This is a genomic window from Achromobacter sp. HZ34, from assembly GCF_002209485.1.
GTDB lineage: Bacteria > Pseudomonadota > Gammaproteobacteria > Burkholderiales > Burkholderiaceae_B > Bordetella_C.
The window spans coordinates 1,553,939-1,578,844 of record NZ_NJIX01000001.1 but is presented as its reverse complement, the minus strand read 5'-3'; the positions used below and the strand labels follow the sequence as shown (position 1 = coordinate 1,578,844).

General features: G+C 64.7%; 18 protein-coding genes and 1 tRNA gene. 10 read left to right on the top strand and 9 right to left on the bottom strand.

What is annotated here, in order from left to right; all coding sequences use genetic code 11:
* Nucleotides 1-41: 41 nt before the first annotated feature.
* The 7 genes from rnr to CEY05_RS06660 all read left to right on the top strand — a co-directional run bounded on the left by rnr (nucleotide 42) and on the right by CEY05_RS06660 (nucleotide 10,260).
* Nucleotides 42-2,492: a ribonuclease R gene (gene rnr, locus CEY05_RS06690; protein ID WP_088601243.1), complete on the top strand. Its 2,451-nt coding sequence runs from the start codon at nucleotides 42-44 to the stop codon at nucleotides 2,490-2,492.
* Between the two features lie 140 nt (nucleotides 2,493-2,632).
* Nucleotides 2,633-3,373, top strand: coding sequence for a 23S rRNA (guanosine(2251)-2'-O)-methyltransferase RlmB (gene rlmB / locus CEY05_RS06685; protein ID WP_088601242.1), 741 nt, complete (start codon nucleotides 2,633-2,635; stop codon nucleotides 3,371-3,373).
* A gap of 249 nt (nucleotides 3,374-3,622) precedes the next feature.
* A complete protein-coding gene (locus tag CEY05_RS06680; protein ID WP_143220293.1) occupies nucleotides 3,623-5,686 on the top strand; it encodes a hypothetical protein in 2,064 nt (687 codons plus the stop codon).
* 157 nt (nucleotides 5,687-5,843) lie between these two features.
* Nucleotides 5,844-7,907: a hypothetical protein gene (locus CEY05_RS06675; protein ID WP_088601240.1), complete on the top strand. Its 2,064-nt coding sequence runs from the start codon at nucleotides 5,844-5,846 to the stop codon at nucleotides 7,905-7,907.
* Between the two features lie 187 nt (nucleotides 7,908-8,094).
* Nucleotides 8,095-9,339 carry a cystathionine gamma-synthase family protein gene (locus CEY05_RS06670; protein ID WP_088601239.1) on the top strand — a complete coding sequence of 415 codons (1,245 nt, stop codon included), beginning with the start codon at nucleotides 8,095-8,097 and terminating at the stop codon, nucleotides 9,337-9,339.
* Nucleotides 9,340-9,711: 372 nt separating this feature from the next.
* The gene (locus CEY05_RS06665; RefSeq protein WP_057650488.1) at nucleotides 9,712-9,984 is read left to right on the top strand and encodes an HU family DNA-binding protein; all 273 of its coding nucleotides are present in this window, start codon (nucleotides 9,712-9,714) and stop codon (nucleotides 9,982-9,984) included.
* A gap of 200 nt (nucleotides 9,985-10,184) precedes the next feature.
* Nucleotides 10,185-10,260, top strand: a tRNA-Val gene (locus CEY05_RS06660).
* Between the two features lie 112 nt (nucleotides 10,261-10,372).
* On the opposite strand, the gene CEY05_RS06655 is transcribed toward CEY05_RS06660, so the two are convergent.
* The 5 genes from CEY05_RS06655 to CEY05_RS06635 all read right to left on the bottom strand — a co-directional run bounded on the left by CEY05_RS06655 (nucleotide 10,373) and on the right by CEY05_RS06635 (nucleotide 15,905).
* The gene (locus tag CEY05_RS06655) at nucleotides 10,373-11,284 is read right to left on the bottom strand and encodes an NAD(P)-dependent oxidoreductase (RefSeq protein WP_088601238.1); all 912 of its coding nucleotides are present in this window, start codon (nucleotides 11,282-11,284) and stop codon (nucleotides 10,373-10,375) included.
* 37 nt (nucleotides 11,285-11,321) lie between these two features.
* A complete protein-coding gene (locus tag CEY05_RS06650; RefSeq protein WP_088601237.1) occupies nucleotides 11,322-12,656 on the bottom strand; it encodes a cation:dicarboxylate symporter family transporter in 1,335 nt (444 codons plus the stop codon).
* 2 nt (nucleotides 12,657-12,658) lie between these two features.
* Entirely contained in the window at nucleotides 12,659-13,645 is a 987-nt protein-coding gene (locus CEY05_RS06645) for a tripartite tricarboxylate transporter substrate binding protein (protein WP_088601236.1), read from the bottom strand.
* Between the two features lie 92 nt (nucleotides 13,646-13,737).
* Nucleotides 13,738-14,766 carry an amidohydrolase family protein gene (locus tag CEY05_RS06640; RefSeq protein WP_088601235.1) on the bottom strand — a complete coding sequence of 343 codons (1,029 nt, stop codon included), beginning with the start codon at nucleotides 14,764-14,766 and terminating at the stop codon, nucleotides 13,738-13,740.
* On the bottom strand, nucleotides 14,763-15,905 hold the full coding sequence (locus CEY05_RS06635; protein WP_088601234.1) for a 4-oxalomesaconate tautomerase: 1,143 nt from the start codon (nucleotides 15,903-15,905) through the stop codon (nucleotides 14,763-14,765). The genes CEY05_RS06640 and CEY05_RS06635 overlap by 4 nt, the downstream gene beginning before the upstream one ends.
* Nucleotides 15,906-15,998: 93 nt before the next feature.
* Between CEY05_RS06635 and CEY05_RS06630 the strand changes: the two genes are divergently transcribed.
* Nucleotides 15,999-17,336, top strand: coding sequence for a LysR family transcriptional regulator (locus CEY05_RS06630; protein ID WP_088601233.1), 1,338 nt, complete (start codon nucleotides 15,999-16,001; stop codon nucleotides 17,334-17,336).
* A gap of 94 nt (nucleotides 17,337-17,430) precedes the next feature.
* The gene (locus CEY05_RS06625; RefSeq protein ID WP_088601232.1) at nucleotides 17,431-18,306 is read left to right on the top strand and encodes an amidohydrolase; all 876 of its coding nucleotides are present in this window, start codon (nucleotides 17,431-17,433) and stop codon (nucleotides 18,304-18,306) included.
* A gap of 32 nt (nucleotides 18,307-18,338) precedes the next feature.
* Here the strand turns inward: CEY05_RS06625 and CEY05_RS06620 are convergent, their stop codons facing one another.
* From CEY05_RS06620 to CEY05_RS06605, 4 genes are all read right to left on the bottom strand, one after another.
* Nucleotides 18,339-19,259 (bottom strand): sugar ABC transporter substrate-binding protein, encoded by a 921-nt coding sequence (locus CEY05_RS06620; protein ID WP_088601231.1) that lies wholly within the window; start codon nucleotides 19,257-19,259, stop codon nucleotides 18,339-18,341.
* A gap of 16 nt (nucleotides 19,260-19,275) precedes the next feature.
* A complete protein-coding gene (locus tag CEY05_RS06615; RefSeq protein WP_233161383.1) occupies nucleotides 19,276-21,057 on the bottom strand; it encodes a thiamine pyrophosphate-binding protein in 1,782 nt (593 codons plus the stop codon).
* 57 nt (nucleotides 21,058-21,114) lie between these two features.
* Nucleotides 21,115-22,548, bottom strand: coding sequence for an aldehyde dehydrogenase family protein (locus CEY05_RS06610; protein WP_088601230.1), 1,434 nt, complete (start codon nucleotides 22,546-22,548; stop codon nucleotides 21,115-21,117).
* Nucleotides 22,549-22,639: 91 nt separating this feature from the next.
* Entirely contained in the window at nucleotides 22,640-23,656 is a 1,017-nt protein-coding gene (locus tag CEY05_RS06605; protein ID WP_158219265.1) for a tripartite tricarboxylate transporter substrate binding protein, read from the bottom strand.
* Between the two features lie 196 nt (nucleotides 23,657-23,852).
* Here CEY05_RS06605 and CEY05_RS06600 point away from each other — a divergent pair, with 196 nt between their 5' ends.
* Complete coding sequence (locus CEY05_RS06600; protein WP_088601228.1) at nucleotides 23,853-24,857, top strand: LysR substrate-binding domain-containing protein; 1,005 nt, start codon at nucleotides 23,853-23,855, stop codon at nucleotides 24,855-24,857.
* The last annotated feature ends 49 nt before the right edge of the window (nucleotides 24,858-24,906 follow it).

Below are 24,906 nucleotides of genomic sequence, written 5' to 3'. Positions count from 1 at the left end.
CAAGCCACAGAAGCTGCGCATTATAAACAGGATTTTTCGCTTTGGCAAAACGATCAAGCAACGACTCCAATAACAAGAACAGATCTGCTGTCGTGCCCGAGGCACCCCCCGACTTCGATCCGGACGTTCCCAGCCGCGAAGAGATTCTGCGCGCCCTGCGTTCCGCGGGCGGCCCGCTTTCGCCGGCCGAGCTGGCCGAACGCATGGGCGTCAATCGCGACTCCACGCAAGTGGGCTTCGACCGCCGCTTGAACGCGATGGAACGCGATGGCCAATTGCTGCCGAATCGCAAGGGTGTGCTGCTGCTGGCGACCAAACTGGATTTCGTCGCCGGACGGGTGCAGGGCCATCGGGACGGCTTTGGCTTCCTGTTACGCGACGACGGCGGTCCGGACATCTTCCTGTCGCCGCGCGAGATGCTCAAGATATTGCACGGCGACCGTGTCCTGGTAAAACCGGGCGGCGAGTATCGCGGCAAGCCGGAAGGCTCCATCGTCGAGGTTATCGAGCGGCGCACCAACAAGCTGGTGGGCCGCTTTTTGCATGAGCACGGCCTGTCCATCGTGGTCCCCGAGGACCAGCGCATCAAGCACGACATCCTGATTCCGCCCAGCGACACCAACGGTGCGCAGCATGGGCAGGTGGTGTCGGTACAGATCATGGAGCAGCCGACCCGCCACACGCAGCCCCTGGGCCGGGTGGACGAGGTGCTGGGCGAGATCGATGATCCCGGCATGGAAATCGAGATCGCCGTACGCAAGTTCGATGTGCCGGTGGATTTCTCCGAGCCCGCCCGCAAGCAGGCCGCGCGCCTGCCCGACGTGGTGCGCAAGAGCGATCTGAAAGACCGTGTCGATCTGCGCGATGTGCCCTTGATCACCATCGATGGCGAAGACGCGCGCGACTTCGACGATGCCGTCTATTGTGAGCCGGTGGAACTGGGCACGGGCCAGCGCAAGCGTCCGGCCTGGCGCCTGCTGGTGGCCATCGCCGACGTCAGCAACTACGTCACGCCCAACGATGCCCTGGACGACGATGCCGTCGAACGCGGCACCAGCGTGTATTTCCCGCGCCGGGTCATTCCGATGCTGCCGGAATCGCTGTCCAACGGCCTGTGTTCGCTCAATCCCAATGTCGATCGCCTGGTGCTGGTGTGCGACATGGTGATTCCGGCCAGCGGTGCGAAGGCCGGCACGGTCACGGCGTACCAGTTCTATAACGCCGTCATGCACTCGCATGCGCGCACCACCTACACCAATGTGTGGGCCGCCTTGCAGCAGCCTGGCGGTCCCACCGCGCAAGCCATGCGCGCGGTGTTGCCGCAGGTGCAGCACCTGTATGAACTGTTCCAGCTGCTGGTGCAGGCGCGCAAGCGCCGCGGCGCCATCGACTTCGATACCGTCGAGACCAAGATCGTCTGCAATGAACTGGGACGCATCGAGCAGATCGTCGGCGTGGTGCGCAATGACGCCCATAAGCTGATCGAAGAGTGCATGCTGGCGGCCAATACCTGCGCCGCCGATTTCATGGCGCGCAGCAAGCATCCGGGCCTGTACCGTATCCACGAAGGACCGACCCACGACCGGCTGCAGTCGCTGCGCGAATTCCTGCGCACCATGGGCCTGTCGCTGGGCGGCGGCGATTCGCCGACGGCCAAGGACTACGGCGAATTCCTCGATACGGTGCGCGGCCGGCCGGACTATCCGCTGCTGCAGACCATGTGCCTGCGCTCGATGCAGCAGGCCATGTACAGTCCGGACAACGTCGGCCACTTCGGTCTGTCCTATCCGGCGTACACGCACTTCACCTCACCGATCCGCCGCTATCCGGACTTGCTGACGCATCGCGTCATCAAGAGCCTGCTGGTGGGCAAGCGCTATGTGCCCGCGCTGGAAGAGCCGCCCGTAGCGGTGGGGCGTTCGCACAAAGAGCAGGAACACGCCATCTGGGAGAAGCTGGGCCTGATCCTCTCGGCCACGGAACGCCGCGCCGACGATGCCTCGCGCGACGTCGAGGCCTGGCTCAAGTGCTGGTTCGTCAAGGAACGCGTGGGCGAGGACTTCAGCGGTACCGTCACCGGCGTGGCCAGCTTCGGCATCTTCGTGACGCTGGATACGCTGCATGTGGAAGGCCTGGTGCACGTGTCCGAGCTGGGCGGCGAGTACTTCCAGTTCAACGACTCCCTGCACGAGCTGCGCGGTGAACGCACCGGCATGCGCTATCGCCTGACCGACAAGGTGCAGGTGCAGGTGGCGCGGGTCGATCTGGAAGCGCGCCGCATCGAGTTCCGCCTGGTCAAGGGCACCAGCTTCGATTCCTTGCGCAAGGCCGCGACGCGCGGGCCGGACGAGCCGCCGCGGCGTATCAAGAAAGCCGCCGGCACCAAGCCCGCTGCCTTGAAGGGCCAGACCGCCAAGGTGCGGCGCGCCGAGGCCAAGAAGGCCGCCAAGGCGCCCGCGCGGCCGGCGTCGGCGCCGCGCAAGCGGCGTTGAAATGATGAATAATGCGCCCCCCGCCTTGCGGGGAGCGCAGTTTCACGACTACATTTTTCAGCCAGACCGTTGCAGGCGGCGGCGCCCGGCGGGGCGTCCGCGGCAACGGCCGCTCGGCGTGTTTTTTTGAGAGGTTCAATATGGCGGCAACCCAGGTTCTCGCGGGGTTTCACGCAGTGGTGGCGCGTCTGCGCCACGCGCCGGATTCCATCAAGGATATCTACGTCGAGGCCAATCGGCGCGACAAGCGCATGACCACGCTGATCGAGCAGGCCGGCAATGCGGGTTGCAAGGTGCACCCGGTGGCGGCGGACAGGCTGGAAGGGCTGGCACGCGGCACTCGCCATCAGGGCGTGGTGGCCTTGGCCGAGGCACGCCAGTTGGCGGTCGACGTCGACGAGGTGCTGGATGTGATCGAAGGGCCGGCGCTGCTGCTGATCCTCGACGGCGTCACCGATCCGCACAATCTTGGCGCCTGCCTGCGTACCGCCGATGCCGCTGGCGTGCATGCGGTGATCGCGCCACGCGATCGCGCCGTCGGCTTGAACACGACGGTGCAGCGGGTGGCCTGTGGCGCCGCCGATACCGTGCCCTACCTGATGGTTACCAACCTGGCGCGCACGATGCGCAGCCTGAAGGACCGCGGGGTCTGGCTGGTGGGTACCGATGACCAGGCTGGCGAGACGATGCATGCCGTGGATGCCCGCCAGCCCATGGCTTGGGTCATGGGCGCGGAAGGCGAGGGCATGCGGCGGCTGACGCGCGAGACTTGCGACCAGCTGGTGCGCATTCCCATGCTGGGCTCGGTGGAGAGCTTGAACGTCAGCGTCGCCAGCGCCGTATGCCTGTTCGAGTCGGTGCGCCAACGCGAGACGAAGTAGCCACGGGCAAGTACCTCGTTTGCACGCAAGAACCGGACTTCATGTCCGGTTTTTTTTTGTGCGTCAGGCGCGGTTTTGCGGGTGCGCATGCGGTCGATGGCAATGCCTGGAAAGGCCCGAAAGCGTGGCGGGCATCTCCACAAAGCTTCACAAAGTTTTCTAGATGTTGCACAATGCGCCGGACCTTCGCCCGCCATCCTTACCTCCGACCGAGACGCTGATATGCGCGACCGCTGGTTTTGCCGTGCCATGAGAAGCACCAACGCGGTCGCGCTGGTTCTGACCTGGGTATTCGTGTTCGCCACGCCCGGGCTGACTGCCGAAATCATGCTGCCGCTCGTGACGACCTGGAGTCTGGCCGCGTTTCTGGCCGTGCATGGCTTGCGTCCGGACGCGTCAGGCCTGTCGCGCCACGGCGCCTTCTGGATCAATCTGCTCTTCTGCGTACTGACCGGGCTGGCATTGACGTACAACATCTACGTCCTGCACGGGAAGATGTGGCCGACCAACGCCGCGCTGCCGTTCCAGATGCTGTGGGCCGTCCTGGCCTTGCCTACCCTGATTGCCCTCGTACTCAAGAACGGCGACGTCCAGCGCGACCTTTACTGGATGCCGGGCGCTGCCCAGGGCTCGATGCCAGGCGGCCAGGGGCAACGCGTGGAGCCCGGGTTCGCCGATCTTGCGATGGTCGCGGCTGCGGCGGAGGGCGCCTTGCCTTTGTCGCCGGCGCCAGGCATGCCCTCGCCGACACCGATGGCTGCCGCGGCGCCGGTCGCGGCGGGAGCGGCCAGGGGCACGCAAGCGCAGGCGGATAGCCGCAAGGGCAATTACTTCCTGCGCCATTGGCGCGGGAAATTTTCCTTGCCCGTGTCGTACTGGCTCAACAGTGTCCTGCTGCTCGCGCTTCTTGGCGCGGGCCGCTTTTTCCTGATCCGCGCTTCCGAAGATGCGTCTTTGCGTACGCGGTCGTTGCTGCTGGTGATCGTGATGGTGACGTGGACCGTCATCTGGACCTGGTCGACCATCGGGGTGTGGCGCTCGGCTGAGCGCCGGTCGCGTAGTGGCGGGGGGCGAGGATGGGCGGCCGCGGCCAAGATCGTGTCGATCGTGGCGGTGCTGGGCATGTTGTCGGAACTTCGGCTGGTCACCGTTCCCCAGATCACGGAGCTGACAATGATTGCGCTGGGGAAGGATCCGATCGACGAAGCCGTCGTCAAGGTGTCCACCGACGGCCATGCCATTTTCCTGGGCGGCGGCTTGCGCACGGGTTCGGCGGAGCGCGTGCTGGAGGTGCTGGATCAGACGCCCAATGCGCGTTTCATGGTGCTCGCCTCTGGCGGTGGCCGGCTGGCCGAGGCGCAGCAGATCGCGCAGGCGGTGAAGGCGCGCCATCTGGACACCTACGTCGACGGGAGTTGCGCAAGCGCTTGTACCTTTATTTTCCTGGCAGGCGAGCATCGCATCCTGACTGCTGGCGCGATGCTGGGTTTTCATCAATCTTCGGGCGCGGCGCTGGATCGCCGGGTCCAGCGCGCAGGCCTGCGGGTGATGCTCAAGGCTTACGGCGCGGCAGGCCTGCCTGACGACTTCATCACCAAAATCGCCGCCACACCGCCGCAATCGATGTGGTACCCCACGGAACGGCAGTTGATCGAAGCCAAGGTGGTCACGCGTGTTTCGCCCAATACGCAGTGGGATGAATGGTCGTTCTTGCGCAGCAGGCGAGACGTGGCCGACCTGGTAGCCATGGGGCCGGTGGCAAAGGCTTTTGAACGGCGTTTTCCGGGGATGTCGGAGAGGGCCGCGGACCATGGTTGGGAAGCGGTACAACAGGGACGCCAGCGCGACGAGATCAGGGCGGCGATTTACACGGTCTATACCGAGGCCTTTCCCTTGCTGTTGCGCTCGGCCGATCCGGCAGCCCGCTTGCGTTATGCGCGTTGGAAATTGAACGAGCTGACGGCCTTGGGCGCGGTGGACGCCAGTACTTGCGCGGCGGAGGTGGACGCCAGCCTGAGCGTCCCGGCGGCCTTGCCGGCGGAGATGAAAGAGGAGCGCATGGGGGCGCTGATGCAACTGCTCGCCCCGCCGCAGCCAGCCTCCGCCCCCACCTATGGCTTGCAGGAGGCACAAGCCGTCCTGCGCAATGTGATATCCCGGGCGCCCGGACGGGCCGCGGCGGCTGCGCAAAAACCCGATCCGGCGCGCTTCTCGCCGGCGCTGATCTGCTCGGCGACGGCCGGCTTGTACCGGGCCGTGCTGGACTTGCCGGCGGATCAGCGTGATCAGGCGCTGTATGCCTTGATGCATTGAACCTGCCGTGGCGACGCGACCGGTTGTCTTGCCGAAGCGTTGTAGCATACGGGAGCCCGGACCAGCCGGGCCGCGGTGAGGCAGGCGACGCCTGGCCGCGTCAATGTCGGCGCCGGCGCGACAGTCCTGTTGTCGACGCCACAACACAGGCAGCAGCATGCAGCAATCCTGGTTTGTCCGTTCCATGCGGCGCATCGATGCGTTGCTCGTGCTTGCCATGATCGCGATGACGGTCTGGGTGCCATTGCACGGCGGCAAGCCGTGGAATTCGTTCAGCGACGGGGTGTTCTGCGGGCTGGCGGCGGTTACGGCCTGGCTGGGGCTGCGGCCCGCTGCGTCGCTGTGGCTGCGCCGGTTCGCGCTGGCATGCGCGTTGGCGGTGACCGTGTTCACGGTCCTCGATCTGGTGGCCATGTTCGCATCGACGGCGGTGGCGGACCAGGTCGAGTCGCGGTCGGGCTTGCTGATGGTTTTCCTTGCTGGCGTGCTGGGACCGTTCAATGCCTTCGCTCTGCGGCGGGCTGGCTTGAGGGCGGCTGGCCGCGATGGGCGGGCCGATCTCGCGGCCACGTCCGCATTCCCATCCACATCCACGTCCCCATCGCCATCCCCATTCCCATCGCCATCCCCATCCACGTCCACGTCCACGTCTCCATCTACATCCACATCCACATCTGAATCGCCGACGGCGACGACGCCAGCCGCGCCGGTCCGCCGCGGCAATTATTTCCTGCGGCATTGGCGCGGCCAACTGCCTTTGTGGGTGACGTTCTGGATCAACGGCGTCCTGTTCAGCCTGCTGTTCCTGTTCGCGCACGGCTACCTTGCCCTGTCGATGAAGGGCCATTCGTCCTTGCAGCTGCTGTCGCTGGAAAGCGTGGCCGCGCTGGTGCTGGCCTTGCTCGGACTGGTGTGGTGGGCAGTCGGCCTGTGGCGTTGCGCGGACGTGCGGCTGGCGCAGGGCCGTGCCAGGAAACGCGCCGTCGTGATGCAGGTCATGCTGGTGTGCCTGGCCTGGCTCACGCTGGAACTGGTAACCACCGCGCCGCTCGGCCCGGTCAAGGACCTGGCCATGCTGGCCATCGGCAAGGACGTGCTGGGCGGCGACCTGGATGTGAAGGCCGCGCCGGACGGCAAATCGGTGATCCTGGTCGGCTTCCTGCACCTGGGCGCCGCCGATCGCGTGCGCCAGGCGCTCGATGCCGCGCCGCAGGCCACGACGCTGGTGCTGAGTTCGCCGGGCGGGCGCCTGCAGGAAGGCGAACTGCTCGCCAACCTGGTGCGCACGCGCCACCTGGCTACTTATGTCGACGAGTATTGCGCCAGCGCCTGCACGTATGCCTTCCTGGCGGGCCGCGAGCGCGCGGCCACGCCCCAGGCACGTATCGGTTTCCATCGCCCGTACTCCCCCTTCGGCGGCAAGACCATCGACGCCATCGCCGGCGACGACATGATGGAGCGCTATCGGGAAGCCGGCCTGCCCGATTGGTTCGTCAAGCGCGTCTCGGAAACGCCCAGCGAGTCGGTCTGGTATCCGACCGAGCAGCAACTGGCCGACGCCAAGGTGGTGACGCAAGTGTCGCTGGGCGGTGAAACCAGCCGTTATGCCTTGATGAAGAACCGTGACAGCCTGCTGCAAGTGGTGCGGCGCGAACCCATATTCCTCGCCTACGACCGGCGCTTCCCGGGCACGATAGACAAGGTGGTGGACCAGGGTTGGGCTGTCCAGCAGCGCGGCGGCAACGATGGCGAAGTGATGACGGCGATGCGCGCCGTGACGGCAGCGACCTTGCCGGCCTTGCTGCGCGAGACCGACGCCAAGGACCTGGAACGCTTCAGCCGCCTGGTGCTGACCGAGCTGAATGCGGCGCGCGCCGTCAGCCCGCTGGCTTGCGTGCAGGTGACGGAAGGCACGTTGGACATCACCCGCACGCTGCCGCCGGCCATCACGGCCGAGGAGGTGGCGGTGGTGACGCAGCTACTGGCCGCGCCGCCCGCGCGCACGCCGCCGATCGATGCCAGGACGGCCCGACAGGCGTTGCGCGCCGTGATGGGCGCGATGCCGGCGCCGCTGCGCACGGTGCTCATGGACGAGCAGGCCCACAAGGACCAGCCGGCCCTGCGTTGCGACGCCAATATTTCCTTCTACGAAACCCTGCTCAAGCAGCCGCCGGCGACGCGCGACCAGGCCATGCAGGCCATGTTCCGTACCGGTAATTGACCGCGCCGGGCCTGCGCGGCGCGCGCGGGCGCGACGGGGCAAGGGCGGCAGCGGTAGAATGCCTGGGACTTTTCTTCGTCGACGGCGTGGGTCCCGTGCCGTCCATGCCGCTGCCCCGCGGCCATGGCCCCGTGTCCGCGGCCATGGGCCCACCGTTACAGCCCCTTAATCGTCTTCGGTTCACACCATGAAAAAGAACGGCTTCACCACTTCCATCCTGCATTCCGACCGCCGCAGCCCGATCGAACATGGCGCCGTGCACAAGCCCATGCATACCTCGTCGGAATATGGTTATGAGGATGCACGGGAGCTGGCGGCCGTTTTCCAGGGCAAGGCCGGTTTCACCTATGCGCGCCAAGGCACGCCGACCACCACCGCGCTGGAAGCCAAGATCACGGGCATGGAAGGCGGCGCGTCCACGGTCAGTTTCGCTACCGGCATGGCGGCCCTGTCGGCCATCTTCGGTACCTTGCTGCGCGCCGGCGATCACCTGGTCAGCAGCCAGTTCATCTTCGGCAACACCACCAGCCTGCTCGGCACCATGGCCGCGCTGGGCGTGGAAGTGACCTTCGTCGATGCCACGGATACCGAACAGGTGCGCGCGGCCTTGCGGCCCAATACCCGCATGGTCTTCGTCGAGACCGTGGCCAATCCCGGCACCCAGGTGGCGGACCTGCGCGGCATCGGTGCGCTGTGCCAGCAGCACAATCTGGTCTACGTCATCGACAACACCTTGACGTCGCCTTTCCTGTTCCGTGGCGTCGAGGTCGGCGCCGCGCTGGTGATGAACTCGCTGTCCAAGTACATCGGCGGCCATGCCCATGCGTTGGGCGGTTCGGTGACGGACACGGGGCTGTATGACTGGTCGAACTACCCGGCCATCCATGACGCGTACAAGAAGGGCGCGCCGACCGGCTGGGGCTTGTTGCAGATCAAGAAAAAGGGCCTGCGCGACATGGGCGGCACCCTGGCGGCCGAACCGGCGCACCGCATCGCGGTGGGCGCCGAGACGCTGGCGTTGCGCATGCGCAAGCATAGCGACAATGCCCTGGCGCTGGCGCGTTTCCTGCAGGGCCACGACGGCGTCGCCAAGGTGTATTACCCGGGCCTGGAAGACCATCCGCAGCATGATCGCGCCAAGGACCTGTTCGGCGGCCGCTACGGCGGCTTGATGGGCGTGGAGTTGGTCGACGGCATCGATTGTTTTGATTTCCTGAACCGTCTCGATGTCGTGATTCTGGCTACCCACCTGGGCGACACGCGCACGCTGGCACTGCCGGCGGCCCACACCATCTATTACGAAATGGGCCCGGCGCGGCGCGCGCAAATGGGCATTGCCGACAGCTTCCTGCGCGTCTCTGTCGGCATCGAGGACGAAGCCGATCTGCTGGGCGATTTCGACCAGGCGCTGCGTGCTTGCCTGAACAAGTAAAGCGGTGAACGGCAGGCCTGGCTTGCCGTTTATCGATTGCTGATCGCCTTGTGATTCTCCATAGGTAATCTGTTGTATGGATTAGGCACAAGGATGGCAAAGCGTCAACCGCATATCGGGCAAACCTAGTAACGGCGCGGCTCTGGGGCTCATCTCCCTTGACAGTCCTATCGCAGCGAGGCCTAATACGCCTCTACGTCGTCGGCGCTCCCCCGCGGTTTGATCAGCGCCTGCAGCATAGGCGACGTGGCACTGAATGTAGTGGTTTGCAGTGCAAACTCGCTTGAAAAAAAACCGTTCCGAATGTTTTGCCGGCCGCATTGCCAGCCGCAGGCCGGTGGACTTCTATTTACCTGTGAGGGGTAGAACTGAATGAATAAAACTGAGCTCATCGACCACATCGCCGGCAAGGCCGACATTTCGAAGGCCGCTGCTGGTCGTGCGTTGGACGCGCTGATTGGCGCCGTCAAAGGCACGCTGAAGAAGGGTGGCACGGTCACGCTGGTGGGTTTTGGCACGTTCGCCGTCACCACGCGCGCCGCTCGTACGGGTCGCAACCCGCGCACCGGTGAAGCAATCAAGATCAAGAAGGGCAAAGTGCCGAAGTTCCGTCCGGGCAAGGCCCTGAAGGACGCCGTGAACTGAGTCCTCTGAAGGACGCCGTCTATGAAGACGGCACAAATGGCGAGCAATCCGATGCTCGCCATTTTTATTTGGGCGGCGGGCCGCGGCGATGGACGGTGCCGTGCTGTGCGTCAGGTAGCGCCAGCCGTTTGCAGTCGCTACCGCAGCCAGATATAATTCGCGTCTTGCTCGATTCGTTGTTTGAATCCCAGACGCGAACCGGGTGCTTAGCTCAGTTGGTAGAGCGGCGCCCTTACAAGGCGTAGGTCACAGGTTCGACCCCTGTAGCACCCACCACCCCCCTCCCTGTCGTTTCAAGCTTCCCCCAGCTTTCTTCAAGCGCCAGCCGCTTGGAAACCTTTGCAGGTTTCCCGAGCCGATGCCGTGTGTCTAGCGACACGTCCTGGCTTCAGCCGATATCGGAATTCTCCAGCAGCGTGCGCCATTCAGGCAGGCGGCCTTGGTCGTCGAGGTCGCCGCGCAGGGACAGGCCTTTGCGGGCCAGCTTTTCCTGCACGTCGGCGATGGCCGTGGCCAGGCTGCCATTCATGCCGATCTCGCCCAGCATGGCGGCGGCTTCGCGCATTTCCTCCGAGCGGCGTTGGCCATGCTCGGCGACCCGGCCGATCAGATAGGCTTCATAACCCTTGTCCCAGCCCACACCGGGGAAGGTCGCATGCAGCGACGTCAGCACGCGCTCGTCCACGCCGAAGTGGCGGGCCGCCAGCATGGATTGCACGCACAGCGCTTCGGTGCCCTTGATCATGATGCTGCGGCACAGCTTGATGGCCGAGGCCAGGCCGATATCGTCGGCCACCGTCTGGGTGCGCCAGCCCAGCGTGTTGAGCTGCTCGGAAATCTCTTTCGCGCGCCGTCCGCCCAGCAGCATGGGCACGCGGATGCCCTGCGGCGGCACCGGCGCCATGACGGCCGACTCCACATAATCGGCGCCACCGCTTTCGATCTTCGCGCAATTGCCTTGCTTGACCTTGGGCGACACGGAATTCAGGTCGATGAAAACCTGGCCCTTCTTCATCAGCGGCGCTGCCGCCGTGGCAACGGCTTCGGCCTGGCTGGCGGTGACGGCCGACAGCACCCACTGCGCGCCCTCAAGCGCGGCGGCCAGCGTGTCGGCCACGCGGGCACCGCTGCGCTCGGCGCGCGCCTGGATCTGCGGGCGGGTGGCCGCGTCGGCCAGCTTGGTGTCGTAGGTCGTGACCGTGCAGCCCTGCTCGACGAGTGCTTGCGCCAGGATGGGACCGACTTCGCCGAAGCCGACGATGGCAATGCTGCGCGCGGTGTTGGAGGCTTGTTGTTGCATCAGGATTCTCCGGAATGCGGATTGAGAGGAGTGCGTGTCAGGCAGCGGGTTCGGTGGCGGGCCGTTTCCGGCCTTGCGCCTGCTGCGGTGTCGATGGTACGGATGACGCGGTGTCGTCAGGGACTGCCGTGCGGCCAAAGGCATCGAAGCGGGACCGGTCGAACATGCCTTCCCATTTGGACAGCACGAATACCGCCACGCTGTTGCCGATGACATTGGTGGTCGACGTGGCAATGGCCAGGACGCGATCGATGCCGAACAACAGGCCCACCCCCGACAACGGCAGTACGCCGGTCGATTGCAGCGTGGCCGTCAGCTTGACCAGGGCGCCGCCCGCCGCGCCGGCGCCGCCTTTGGACGTCACCAGCATCACGGCCAGCAGCGCCAGCTGTTGCGACAAGGGCAGTGGCGTGTCGGTGGCCTGGGCAATGAAGCCGACCCCGCAGGCCATGTAGAGGCAAGCCCCGTCGATGTTGAAGCTGTAGCCCGCCGGCAGCACGAAGCCGACCACGGCCTCGTCACAACCCGCCTGCCCGAGCTTGCCTACCAGCCGCGGAAACGCGGCTTCGCTCGCGGCCGTGCCCATGGCAAGGATGGCCTCGTCCTTGATCACCGAGAGAATGCGGAAAATGGACAGTCCCGCCAGCGCCGCCACCGCACCCAGGATGACGAAGATGAAGATCAGGGTGCTGGCGTAGTAGGTGAGGATATAGCGCAGCAGATACAGCAGCGTGTTGCCGCCATAGCTGCCCACGGCGGCGGCCATGGCGCCGAAAGCGCCCAGGGGCGACAGGCGCATGATGAAGCCGAGGATCTTGAAAACGATGGCCTGGGCTTCATCCAGCAGCTTGTAAGCGATCCAGTCGGGCTTGCCGGTCAGGCTGAGCGCGGCGCCGACCAGCAGGGAAACGAACAGCACCGGCAGGATGTCGCCCGACGTGAACGCGGAAAGCAGCGTGCGGGGAATGATGGACAGCAGGAAGTGCGTGAGCGAGAAGTCCGCGCTGCTGGCTTTCAGGATGCCATCGGTGGCGTGGCTGGCGGCTTGCAGTGCCGAAGCATGCAGGCCGTCGCCGGGGCGCAGGACATTGACGACGGTGAAGCCCACCAGCATCGCCAGGGTGCTGACCACTTCGAAGTAGAGCAGGGTCTTCAGCCCCAGCCGGCCCAACTTGCGGAAGTCCCTGACATGGCCGACACCATGCACGACGGTGCAGAAAATGATGGGACCCAACATCATTTTCAGCAGCGCGATGAATCCTTCGCCCAGGGGCTTCATCTGCACCGCATACTTCGGTGCGACCAGGCCGAACACGATGGCCAGGCCGATGGCGATGAGCACCTGCACGTAGAGCTTGCCGAGAATTTTCACGGTTACTCCGGCTTGATGCCCGCCAGCGCCACTGCCTGCCTGGCGGTCTGGAACTCGTTGTGGAGGAACGCGCCGAAGCCCGCCGCGGTCCGTTGCTGCGCGGACGCGGCGACGACGCCCAGGTCGTTGAGCTTGCCGGCAAGGGCGGCATTGTCCAGGCTGGCCGCCACGCCCTGTTGCAACGACGCGATGACCGGCGCCGGCGTCTTGGCAGGCGCCAGCAGTCCGACATAGCTGGACGCAATGAACTTGGGAATGCCTGCTTCGATGAAGGTGGGAATCTCCGGCGCCAACGCCATGCGCTGTTCGGACGCCACGGCGATGACGCGCACCTTGTTGGCCCGCAGCAGCGGCAGCACGGTGGAGAACTCCGTCATGGTGGCGTCCAGGCTGCCGCCCAGCAGGTCGGGGATCAACGCACCGCCCCCGCGATAGGGCACATGCACCAGCTGGGCGCCCGACTGCGAATTGAAGCGCAGCAACGTCAGGTGCGTGGCGCTGCCTATGCCCGACGTGCCGGTATTGATGTGGCGCTGCTTGGACAGGGCAATCAGTTCCGCCATGTTGCGCGCCGGGATCGCGGGATTGACCACGATCACGTGCGGCACATAGCCGAACATGGCCACTGGCGCGAAGTCGCGCATGGGCTCATAGGGCAGGTGTGCCTGGATGAAGGGGTTGACGGTGAGCGGACCGTTGGACCCGACCAGCAGCGTGTAGCCGTCGGCAGGCGAGCGCACGACCATGTCGGCGCCGATGCTGCCCCCGGCGCCCGGCTTGTTCTCCACCACGGCTGACGCATGCAGGGCGTCGGTCAGGCCGGCACTGACGACGCGGGCGGTAGCGTCGACGTTGCCGCCGGGCGCGAAGGGGACGATCAGGCGCAGCGGGCGTTCGGGGAAGTTGCCGGCCTCGGCCAGCGCGGGCAGCAGGGTGGCGGCGCAGGCGCCAGCCGCGCCGAGGACGAATTCACGACGGGATAGTTTCATTGTCTCTTCCTTTTGGTTTTGTTGTGCTTCGCTGGTGCATGGCGCGACCGCAGCCGCAGCCGCAGCCGCAACCGCAACGTCAGCCGCGGCCGCTATTTACCGCGCGCCTTCAGCGCGGCATCCAGGCGTGGATACACGCGCCGCGCGTTGCCTTCGTAGATCTGCTGCCGGTCCGCGGGGCTGAGATGCGCCGCCGCCTCGATATAGCGCCGCGTGTCGTCGTAATGGAAACCGGTGGTGGGATCGATGCCCCGCACCGCGCCTATCATTTCGCTGGCGAACAGCACATTGCGTACGGGAATGACCTCGGCCAGCAGGTTGATGCCCGGTTGGTGGTAGACGCAGGTGTCGAAGAAAATATTGTTCAGCAGCGACTCGTCCAGCGGCGGCTTCTTCATTTCCTGCGCCAGGCCGCGGAAGCGCCCCCAGTGGTAGGGCACCGCGCCGCCGCCGTGCGGGATGACGAATTTCAGGGTGGGGAAGTCCTTGAACAGGTCCGAGGTCAGGCACTGCATGAATGCCGTGGTGTCGGCATTCAGGTAATGCGCGCCCGTGGTGTGGAAGCAGGCATTGCAGCTGGTGCTGACGTGGACCATGGCGGGGATGTCGTGCTCCACCATTTTTTCGTACAACGGATACCAGTAGCGGTCGCCCAGGGGCGGCGACGTCCAGTGGCCGCCGGAAGGATCGGGGTTCAGGTTGATGGCGACGAAGCCATATTCCTTGACGCAGCGTTCCAGTTCCGCGATCGAGGTCGCGATGGGCGCGCCCGGCGACTGCGGCAGCATGGCGGCGCCGATGAAGTGCTCGGGAAACAGCGCGGCGACGCGGTGGCAGAGTTCATTGCAGATCGCGGCCCAGGTCAGGCTGGTCTGCAAGTCGCCGATGTGGTGCGCCATGAAACTCGCGCGCGGCGAAAAAATGGTCAGGTCGCTGCCGCGCTCCTGCATCAGGCGCAATTGGTTGGCAACGATGGACTCACGTATCTCATCGTCGCTGATGCGCAGGTCGGCCGCGCGCGGCGCTGCCGCGGGATCCTTGAGACCGGCGATCTGGCGGTTGCGCCAGTCTTCCAGCGCCTTGGGGGCCGTGGTGTAGTGGCCGTGGCAATCGATGATCATTGGTTCTCCGAGACTTTGGTCGTTGTTGCTGCGGGCAGTTGGACGTCACCGCGCATGATCAGGCGAGCCGTGCGCAACAGCGCCGCCCGCAGGACGTTCTGCGGGTTGCCGGGGTCCAGTTCCAGGCCGACACTGAACTCGCCCGACGGATGCTCCACCGACACCTGGGGGCGCAGGCCGGGCGCCAGGCTGGCAACGCCCGCCGCGACGGATTCCTCCAGCACGCACGCGGTGGCGACCGTCACCGCGGCCAGCACGCCGATGGCGTCATGGCAGACATGGGGGATGAAGCAACGCGTGGCCACCGAACCGCCTGCTCGCGGCGGGGCGATCAGGCACATCTTCGGATAGGGTTTTTCGCTGACGTCGCCCAGCCCCATGAGACGCGCGGCCTTGAGGCGGATGTCTTCCAGGCGGCGCTTGAGTTCGGTGTCGGCGTTCAGCTCGGCGACAGTCTCGTAGCCGGTACGATCCAGGTCGGCGGCGCGCATCAGCACCATGGGCATGCCATTGTCGATACAGGTGACGTCCAGGCCCGGGCCTGGCAGGCCCTCAACGTCGATCCGGTCCAGGGCCCGGCCCGTGGGCAGCAGGCCGCTGCACACCGAGCCCGCCGTATCGAGGAAGTTGATGTAGATGGGGGCGGCGGTGCCGGGCACGCCGTCGATGCGGGCGTCGCCGTCATAGCGCACGCCGCCATCGGGAGTCTGCACGGTGATATCGCATTGCATGCCGGTGTTCAGCGTCAGCACGCGAAAGGTGCTGTGCTCGCCGTGGGCCGTCAGCATGCCGGTTTCCAGTGCGAAGGGAACGGCGGCGGCCAGCATATTGCCGCAGTTGGGAGTGGTGTCGACCTTGGCCTGGGCCACCGACACCTGGGCGAACAGGAACTCCAGGTCCACGCCAGGCGTGCTGCCGGGGCGCACGATGCCCACCTTGCTGGTAAGCGGGTGGGCGCCGCCCAGGCCGTCGATCTGCCGCGCGTCGGGCGAACCCATGGCCGCGAGCAGAAGGGCGTCGCGGGCGGCCAGGTCGGCCGGCAGGTCCTCGGCCTTGAAAAACGGTCCGCGCGAGGTGCCGCCTCGCATCAGCATGCAGGGCACGGCCTGCTGCCTTTGGCTTAGTGCAATGGTGCTCATGGTCTCCGATCTCGTTCTATGTTTGCACGCAGTATGGTTCTATGGCGCGTCGACCGGGTTGCCTTGTATGCAGTAGGGCGTTCTAATATGTTTATGGCCTCTGCTCACTCCCAGGTGGAACAACGTCCCGGCGCGCACGACGACCCCGCGGGGCGTCTCAGCCTGCATCACTTGCACGTCTTCAATACGGTGGCCGCCACTGGCGGCGTGCGTAGCACGGCGGAAGCCTTGTTTCGTGCGTCGTCAGCCGTGACGCGGGCGGTCTGCCGCTTCGAGGAAAGCCTGGGCGTCAGGCTGTTCGAACGCAAGGGCACGGGCATGTTGCTGACGGCGGCCGGCGATGCGGTGCGCGTGCGCGCTGCCCACATCGCCGCTGAGCTTGCTGCGGTGCACGATGAAGCGCAGGCCTTGCGGCGGGCGCGCGGCGCAGCGGGGGCAGGCTTGGGCGGGGGTCTGGGGACGGTCGGCGCTGTCGCTTCGTTGTTCCATACACGCCGCCTGATGCACGCCGCCCTGCTGGCCGACGTACATCACATGTCGACGGTGGCACATCTTTCCGGCGTGACCCAGCCGGCCATCAGCGCGTCCATTTCGGGGCTGGAAGAAACGCTGGGCCAGCCCCTGTTCCAGCGTACGCCGCGCGGCATGCTACCGACGGCGGTGGGCGAGCGCTGGGTCGTGCACTTCAAGCGGGTGCTGGCCGAATTGCGCAATATCCAGGCCGATGTGGCCGCGCTGCAAGGCGTGCTGGAGGGCATCGTCACGGTCGGTGCGCTGCCATTGATACGCACCATGGTGCTGCCGGCGGCGATCGCCGGCGTGCTGGCGCGTCATCCGAAGCTGCGCATCCGCACGCTGGAAAGCCCTTATGGCGATCTGTGCGCGGGATTGTTGAGCGCGGACGTGGATTTCATCGTGGGCGCGCTGCGTCCTTTGCAGGATTCCGCGCTGACGACGGAAGTGCTGCTGCACGAGGACATCGTGCTGATCGCCCGCGCTGGACATCCGCTGGCGCGCAAGCGGTCCGTCACCTTGGCCGACCTGCGGGCCTATCCGTGGGTGCTGTCGCGTGCGTCCACGCCCTTGCGGGACCAGCTCAACGCGTTTTTCGTCAGCAAGGGCGGGGCGGCGCTGGTGCCCTCCGTCGAGACCGCGGACCTGGCCTTGCTGCGCGGACTGCTGCTGCATTCGGACATGCTGACCGCGTTGTCGGTGCATCAGCTTTACTACGAATTCGAAGCGGGCGGCCTGGCCGCGCTGAAGTTTTCGCTCGATGGCATGCAGCGGCACATCGGCGTCACCTTGCGCACGGGGGCGCAGTTGCAGCCGGGCGCGCAGGCCTTGCTGGACGAGGTCAAGCGGCTGGCGGTTGCCATGGATGCCCGCAAGCCCGGACGGGGCGGGGCGCCGACACGGGTGGCGAACTCATAAGCAAAATAGAGCGGCGCTGGCGCAGCTAGGCAACCCCGCATGAGTCCCCAGCGGCGATACTCGTGGCCTGTATCCAAAAATAGAACGAGACGCCATGAAGCCCGTGCCGCCGCCGCATCCCGATCCCAGCAAACCCACCTTCGTCCTGCCGCGCAATGCCTGCGACACGCATGTGCATGTGTATGGCCCCGCGGCGAAATTCCCGCTGGATCCGGCGCGCACCTACGATCCCCCGGACGCACCCATCGAGCAGCTGGAAGCCTTGTACCGCCTGCTCGGCATCGACCGTGCCGTGCTGGTACAGGCCACGGTGCATGGCACCGACAACCGCGCCATGCTGGACGCCATCGCCCGCGCGCCGCAACGCTATCGTGGCGTGGCCCTGGTCGATGACGACGTATCGCTGGAGACCTTGAACGCGCTGCATGCCCAGGGTGTGCGGGGCGTGCGCTACAACTTCATGCCGCATCTGGGCCAGTCCGCGGATCCGGACAAGGTGCGCAAGGTGGCCGAACGCATCGCTCCGCTGGGCTGGCACGTGCAGTTGCACATCAACGCCGTGCATCTGGGCACCGTGCGCGGCTTGCTCAACTCGTTGCCGGTGCCATTCGTCATCGATCACATGGGGCGCACCATGGTTGCCGACGGCCTGGACCAGGCGCCGCTGCGCGAACTGCTGGACCTTCTGCGCCATCCTCGCGCGTGGTTGAAGATCAGTGGGCCCGAACGCATCTCCGCGGCCCTGTCGCAACAGGAGATCCCTTACGCGGACGCGGTGCCCTTCGTGCGCCGCATGCTGGAAGTGGCCCAGGATCGTATCGTCTGGGGCACCGACTGGCCTCATCCCAATGTGCGGGAAGTGCCCGATGACGGCAAGCTGGTCGACCTGCTACCGCTGTACTCGGACGATCCCGCCGTGCTGGAACGGATCCTGGTCGGCAATCCCGAGCGCCTGTACTGGTACGACTGATCACTTGCCGCGGTACTTCAGGAGTGCAGGGTCTACGTGCCGCGCACGCCTTCAACCCGTGATGAAGCCGGCAGATCGTCATAGGTAATAACGGGCCTGTTCTCATAAGGCAGGTCCCAGAGCTTGCAGTTGTGTGCGTCCACAATCTCCACTGGCAAAATAATGCGCGGCGGCATGGATTCACCGAGCAGATGCCGCGCCGCACATTCGGTGGCCAGGTAACCCATGACCATGGCGTTGTAATCGGCCGTCGCAAGCAGGATCTGCTGCTCAATGGCGACGATCGCCTGCGGAATGGCATTGACACCGACGACAGCCGCGCTGCGGCCCGATGCCGCCAGCGCCTCGATTACGCCCAAGGCCATGGCGTCGTTTGCGACCAGGCACGCTTCGCAAGCTTGGTCGGGATTTGTCTTCAGCCATTGTTCCATGCGGCTACGCGCCGTGGTCCTGGAGTAGTCACCGACCAAGGTTTCGAGCAAGGCAATGGATGGATAGCGTTGTGCAATGTCGGCGAAACCGCGCAGGCGCTCCGTGCTGGTCGAGGAGTCGACGTGGCCGCCGATGACGAGCACCGCTCCCTTGCCACCGAGCCGATCGAATAGATAGCCGGCAATCGCGGCGCCCAAGGCATAGTCGTCCGCATTGACAAAAGTAATGGTCGGCACCGCCGTGACCGGGCTGACCAGGCTGAAGAGCGGGATGCCGGCCGCCTGGATGCGCCGCAACGCGCCGTCCACCTTGCAGGGATGCACCGGGGACATGACGATGGCGTCCGGCGCGAGCGCCAGTGCCTCGTCCACCAGCGCGATCTGTTGAGCCGCGTCATCCGGCGTCTCCGGGACAAAATGCACGATTTCCGCGCCAAACTGGCGCGCGGCGCGCTCGGCGCCTACGCGCGCGCCGTGGTACGCCGGATTCGTACGATTCTTGGTGAACACGGCTATTTTCATCGGTCCTCCAGCTGCTTCAGGCGATATAGGGCTTGCCGAAGGCGGGCTCGGGGCGCTTCAGCGGCGGCAATTGCCAGGTACCGGTGGAAGGAGGACGTATGTTGGCGTCCACGTGCACATCGATCACGCACGGACGGCGATTGCGCAGCGCCTGTTCGATCGCGCCACGCAGGTCTTGAGGGCGCTTCACCGTCATGCCGTCGGCGCCGCAAGCACGTGCCCAGGCCGCGAAGTCCGGGTTGTAGGGCTGGCCTGTTTGTCCATTGTAGAAGGCCGTGCCGATTTCGCGGCCATCGAACAAGCCATACTGGAGGTCGCGGATCGCACCCCACGCGAAGTTGTTCCAAATGATCCAGACCACCGGCAGGTTGTATTCGACCGCCGTGCACAGCACATAGGGAGTCATGGTGAAACCGCCGTCGCCGACCACCGCCACGACGGGGCGATCCGGCGCCGCGAGCTGTGCGCCGAGCGCCCCGCACACGCCGAATCCCATGGAAGAATAGCCCCAGCTATTGAGCATGCTCTGGGGCCGCCTGGCCTTCCAGAACTGCATGAACCAGTTATGGTGGACACCGGAGTCCAGAGCAAGGATGACGTCGTCGGGCAGCATGTCCTGCGCCGCGCGCACAACGAACTCCGGCCGCAAGGGACTGGTGGAATCCTCGAAGTTGGGGCCGACGTGTGCCTCCCACTCTGCCTGCCACCCGGCTACTTCCTCGCGCCAGGCGCCGTAGTGAGCGCGTTCGATGTCCTTGTGCTGCTCGATTCCGTTCAGCAGTTGCTGCATGAAGACCTTGGCGTCGGCGACGATCCCCAACGTGGGCGGATAGTTGCGGCCAAGCTCGTTGGGATCGATGTCTACGTGCACCAGGAGCGTCTTTGGAAAATTCCAGGAATATCCTGGCGTCCACGTGGAAGACGATCGGTCGTCGAAGCGAGTGCCCACCGTGATGACCAGGTCGGCGTGGCGCCCGGCCTGGTTGGCTGGATAAGCGCCATTGCGGCCGATGAAACCCAAGGCCAGCGGGTCCTGCATGGGCACGCAACCCATGCCGTTGGGTGACGTGATCACCGGCAGGCCGAGACGCTGCGAGACTTCGGTCAGTTCGGGGCCGGCTTCGGCAAGCGTTGCGCCATGGCCAATGAAAAATACAGGCTTGCGCGCTTTGGCCAACAGGTCCAGCACCGCCTTGATGTCGGCCTCGGATGCACCCGGGCGAGGGCGCTGGTCCAGTATGGAAGCGGGAGGTAGTTCAATCTCCGCTTCTTCCTGGAATACGTTGTAGGGAATGTCCAGGTTCACCGGACCGGGACGGCCGCTGACCATCGTGTCCATCGCCTGACGCAAAGCGAGCGGCAACATGTCCACGCGCGTGGGTTGGAACGACCGCTTGACGACCGGGCGCAGCACGGAAGCGAAGTCCGCCTGGTTGTGCGCATACAGTTCCTGGAAGGGGGCGCGATTGTGCTGCGAGGTTGGCACATTGGCGGTAATGGCCATGAAGGCCGACGAATCCGCCAGCGCTGTCGCCAACGACATCACCATATTGGCCGAGCCGGGTCCGGTCGAGGTCAACGTGGCGACAGGCCGATGCTTTACCCGGTAATAAGCGTCGGCCATATGGCCGGCGCACTGCTCATGTCGGGGTGAAATCAGTTTCACCTTATCCTTCACGTCATGCAAAGCATCGAGGATGCCCACATTGCCATGTCCGCAGATGCCGAAGACATAGGGAACTTTTTCCTGGACGAGATACTCGGCAATGAGCTCACCGCCTTTCATGCTCTTGGACACATCTTTCTCCTGATTGGTATGACTGTGATCCGCGCTGGTCTATGGCGCCGCGCCGCTTCAGGCGACGACGGTGACCATGCGCTCTTCGCTCATTTCGCGCACGGCGTAGTGCGGGCCTTCGCGGCCGAATCCGCTGGCCTTCGAACCCCCGTAGGGCATTACGTCAACGCGTGAACTGGAGGTCTCGTTGATATGTACGCCACCCACCTGCAGGCGGCGGGCAGCATCCAGCGCCTGGTCGATACGGTTGGTGAACAGGCCCGTGGCAAGGCCGAACGGCGTGGCATTGACACGGGAAATTGCGCCGTCGAGCGTGTCGAAGGGCTCGATGGACATGACCGGGCCGAATACTTCCCGGCACGACAGGCACATGTCCGAACTCAGATCTGTCAGCAGTGTCGGGGGCACGACAGCGCCCTGCCGCCGTCCGCCCGCGAGCAGGCGAGCACCGCGGCTGACCGCTTCCTGGATCCAGGCATCAATACGCTCGGCCGCGCCCTCGCTGATGACGGGGCCGACAATGGTATCGGCGTGGGCGGGATCGCCGTACCGCAGGGTGCTGACCGCGGCCGCCAGGCGTTCTTCAACCTGGCGTTGAATGCTGCGATGTACCAGCAGTAGCTGCACCGAGGTGCATACCTGACCCGCTTTGCGGTAGGCTGCATTGATTACCTTCGGCAGTGCACGGTCGAGATCGGCATCTTCAGCGAGGATGGTGAAAGCGATGCTGCCCAGCTCCATCTGGGTGCGCCGCAGCCCCGCGCTTCGCTGGATATGGCGACCGACCTCGGTGCTGCCAGTAAAGGCGTAGAAATGGATGTCCTGGTTTTCGAGCAACCATTGGGCCACCTCGGCACCGCCATGCAGGACGGCAAGCAATCCAGAGGGCAGGCCCGCTTCGATCAGGGCTTTAGCCATGATGACGGCTGCCGTGGGGGTATGAGCAGAGGGCTTGAGTACCACTGCGTTGCCCGCGGCCAAGCCCGGCGCCACCTTGTGGGCGACGGTGTTCAAGGGGGCATTGAACGGCGTGATGGCGCACACTACGCCCAAGGGGACGCGCAGCGTGAATCCCAGGCGCCCCGCCTGCGCGGGCGCGCCAGCAACGGGCACCATCTCCCCTGTCAAATTGCGTGCTTCCTCGGCTGACAGGCGGAAGGTCTGAATGCAGCGGCTGATTTCCCCCTGGGCGTCGGATCGGGTGAATCCCACTTCCTCGATCAAGGCCTGGATAAGATCCTCGGTACGGCGGTGCAAAATAGCTGCGGCTCGGTCCAGAATTACGCCGCGGTCATACGGTGTCAGTGTCTGCCCCTGGAAGGCTGCCTGGGCGCTGGCGACGGCGGCATTTACCTGAGCCTGGGTGGGCAGGTGGTAAGTGGCGCACGTAGCCTGGGTGTATTTGTTGAGAACAGGGAGTTGCCTGTCGCCATCGACCCACTGGCCGTCGATCAGCAACTGACAATTTCCGAGCTTTTGTTGTGCATCCATGATGGTTATCAATCCTGGTGTAGCGGTTGCGTCAGCGCGGCGGTTCAAAGGTCGTTCGTGCTCGCCGAAGGGCGGCGCGCATGAACGCGCGTCAATCGAGTTGGATGTGCGCTGCCTGGATGACCTTGGTCCATTCCACCGCCTCGCGCTCGTTACGTTCACGGGCCGAGGCCGGCGTGGAGACAACCGCCTCCATGCCGGCGGCGTTCAGTCGCTTGGCGTATTCCGGAGACTTGACAATGTCGTTGATGTCGGCATTCAGTTTGTCGATGATCTGTTGCGGCACGCCATTGGCGACCGAGATCGTGTAGGAGAGCGTCATCGAATAGTCCGGTACGCCATTGGCTGCGACCGTGGGCAAGCCAGGAAAGGAAGGGGATGGCTGGGCACTGGTCACGGCCAAGGCGCGCACTTTGCCCGAAGCGATGGCCTGGTTGGCGGTGGCACCGGTCTCGAAGTCCAGATCCACGTCGCCGCTCATCAAGGCGGTCATGGCCGGTGCGCCACCCCGGAACGGGATGCCCGTGATGTCGACCTTCGCCAAATACTTGAAGAGTTCGGCTGCCATGTGCGTGCCCGAGCCCACGCCAGCTGATGCGTAGTTCAGTTTGCCAGGGTGTGCGCGGGCGGCGGCCAGGATGTCCTGCACGGACTTGTATGGCGAGGTGGCAGGCACCATCAGTACATTCGGGGACTCCGCGAACAGGGCGACGGGTACCAAGTCCTTGGGTGGGTTGTAGTGAAGCTTGCCATACATGGCGTAGGCACTATTGTGCGCGATGGTCGCCAATATCAGCGTGTAGCCATCGTGTGGCTGGCGCAGGGCATATTCAGCGCCGATGTGACCACCTACGCCGCTGCGGTTCTCGACGACGACGGCCCGCTTGTAGCGGCTGCCCAGGCCGTCGGCCAGGATGCGGGCCAATACGTCACCCGAGCCGCCGGCGGGGTAGGGAACCACTAGTGTGACGGGGTGGTTGGGATAGGGGGCGTCCGCGGCTTCGGCAGGGCCGGGCACCATGCCGGCCAGTAGCGCCGTGCCTGCCAGCACGGCCGTAAGGACACGTTGTCTGGCCGCCAGGTGCGGGTTGAAGAATGTGGTGTTCAAAGCGGCGTCTCCTGAATTATTTTTTTGCATACTCGGTGGTCCGGTCGGACCCCTTCTTTTTCTGACTGCATGTCGAATGGCGCTCAGTCTATTGAGATTGAGACCTGCGCGGAATTACCGTTTTGCGACATGGGGTATAAGATCGCCGTATAGCCAGGCATGGTGGTCGTCGACATGAATCGAGGGACGGAAAAACATGGATTTCAAGCAGCTGCGCTATTTCATTCAGATCGTGGAAAGCGGAAGCATGGCGAAAGCCTCGCGCCAGCTGTTCATTGCGCAGCCGGCCTTGAGCCAACAACTGGCTAAATTGGAAGGTGAGGTTGGCATGCAGTTGCTGACGCGCTCTTCCAGAGGGGTGACACCCACCGACAGCGGACTGGCGCTATATCACCATGCGCGGTTCATCGTGCGGCAGATGGATCAGGCCGTCTCTATCGCGCGGCGCGAGAGCACGGATGTCCACGGCATGGTGTCGTTGGGCCTGCCCGCGACAACGGTGCTCGCTATTGGCGTGCCATTGATGGAGCTCGTGCGGGACCGCTATCCCAACATCATGCTGAACGTGGTGGAGGGCATGAGCGGTCATCTTGCACAGATGCTGCGCGTGGGACAGCTGGAAATGGCAATTCTGTTCAGTCCGGATGCCGCATCAGACCTGCCTTCAGTGCCCTTGCTGGAAGAGGAACTATTCGTGCTCCTGCCTCGCAGTAGCGCGCTGATTTCCTCCGATCGCGACAGTCTGGTGCTGGAAGAGGTCGCTGCTTTGCCGCTTATCCTGCCCACCGGAACGCATGGATTGCGACGCCGCATTTCAACTGAGTTCGAGCGCCGGAATCTGCTGCCAAGGATAGTGGCGGAAATCGATTCATTGTCTTTGCTGATGAGCTGCGTTCAGCGTGGCATGGGGGCCACGATCAAGCCGATGTCCGCGCTGCAGTTGGAAAGGTACGCGGACCAGGATTGGCGAGCATTGGCCATCTCGGATGCACGGCTGCGTCGGCGCAATTATTTGTTCACTGCACCGCCGAGCATGTTGTCGCCGGCGGCGGCCTGTGTGGCTGCGACATTACGGGAAACAACTTCCCAACTGGCGCGAGACGGTGCCTGGCCCGGTGTCAGGTTGATCGATCAGGCTGCGGGTGAGCCGGAGGGTCTCGACGATAAATTGGAAACGGCGGACGCGGGCGTCAGCCACTGAAGGCCTGTGCTTCCGGGATTTGAAACGCGCTCTACTGGTTCCGGTCAAA

Coding starts and splice junctions, on each gene's coding strand:
- rlmB (WP_088601242.1), top strand. CDS start 2,633: ATGGCGGCAACCCAGGTTCTCGCGGGGTTTCACGCAGTGGTGGCGCGT.
- CEY05_RS06680 (WP_143220293.1), top strand. CDS start 3,623: ATGAGAAGCACCAACGCGGTCGCGCTGGTTCTGACCTGGGTATTCGTG.
- CEY05_RS06675 (WP_088601240.1), top strand. CDS start 5,844: ATGCAGCAATCCTGGTTTGTCCGTTCCATGCGGCGCATCGATGCGTTG.
- CEY05_RS06670 (WP_088601239.1), top strand. CDS start 8,095: ATGAAAAAGAACGGCTTCACCACTTCCATCCTGCATTCCGACCGCCGC.
- CEY05_RS06665 (WP_057650488.1), top strand. CDS start 9,712: ATGAATAAAACTGAGCTCATCGACCACATCGCCGGCAAGGCCGACATT.
- CEY05_RS06655 (WP_088601238.1), bottom strand. CDS start 11,284: ATGCAACAACAAGCCTCCAACACCGCGCGCAGCATTGCCATCGTCGGC.
- CEY05_RS06645 (WP_088601236.1), bottom strand. CDS start 13,645: ATGAAACTATCCCGTCGTGAATTCGTCCTCGGCGCGGCTGGCGCCTGC.
- CEY05_RS06640 (WP_088601235.1), bottom strand. CDS start 14,766: ATGATCATCGATTGCCACGGCCACTACACCACGGCCCCCAAGGCGCTG.
- CEY05_RS06635 (WP_088601234.1), bottom strand. CDS start 15,905: ATGAGCACCATTGCACTAAGCCAAAGGCAGCAGGCCGTGCCCTGCATG.
- CEY05_RS06630 (WP_088601233.1), top strand. CDS start 15,999: ATGGCCTCTGCTCACTCCCAGGTGGAACAACGTCCCGGCGCGCACGAC.
- CEY05_RS06625 (WP_088601232.1), top strand. CDS start 17,431: ATGAAGCCCGTGCCGCCGCCGCATCCCGATCCCAGCAAACCCACCTTC.
- CEY05_RS06620 (WP_088601231.1), bottom strand. CDS start 19,259: ATGAAAATAGCCGTGTTCACCAAGAATCGTACGAATCCGGCGTACCAC.
- CEY05_RS06610 (WP_088601230.1), bottom strand. CDS start 22,548: ATGGATGCACAACAAAAGCTCGGAAATTGTCAGTTGCTGATCGACGGC.
- CEY05_RS06600 (WP_088601228.1), top strand. CDS start 23,853: ATGGATTTCAAGCAGCTGCGCTATTTCATTCAGATCGTGGAAAGCGGA.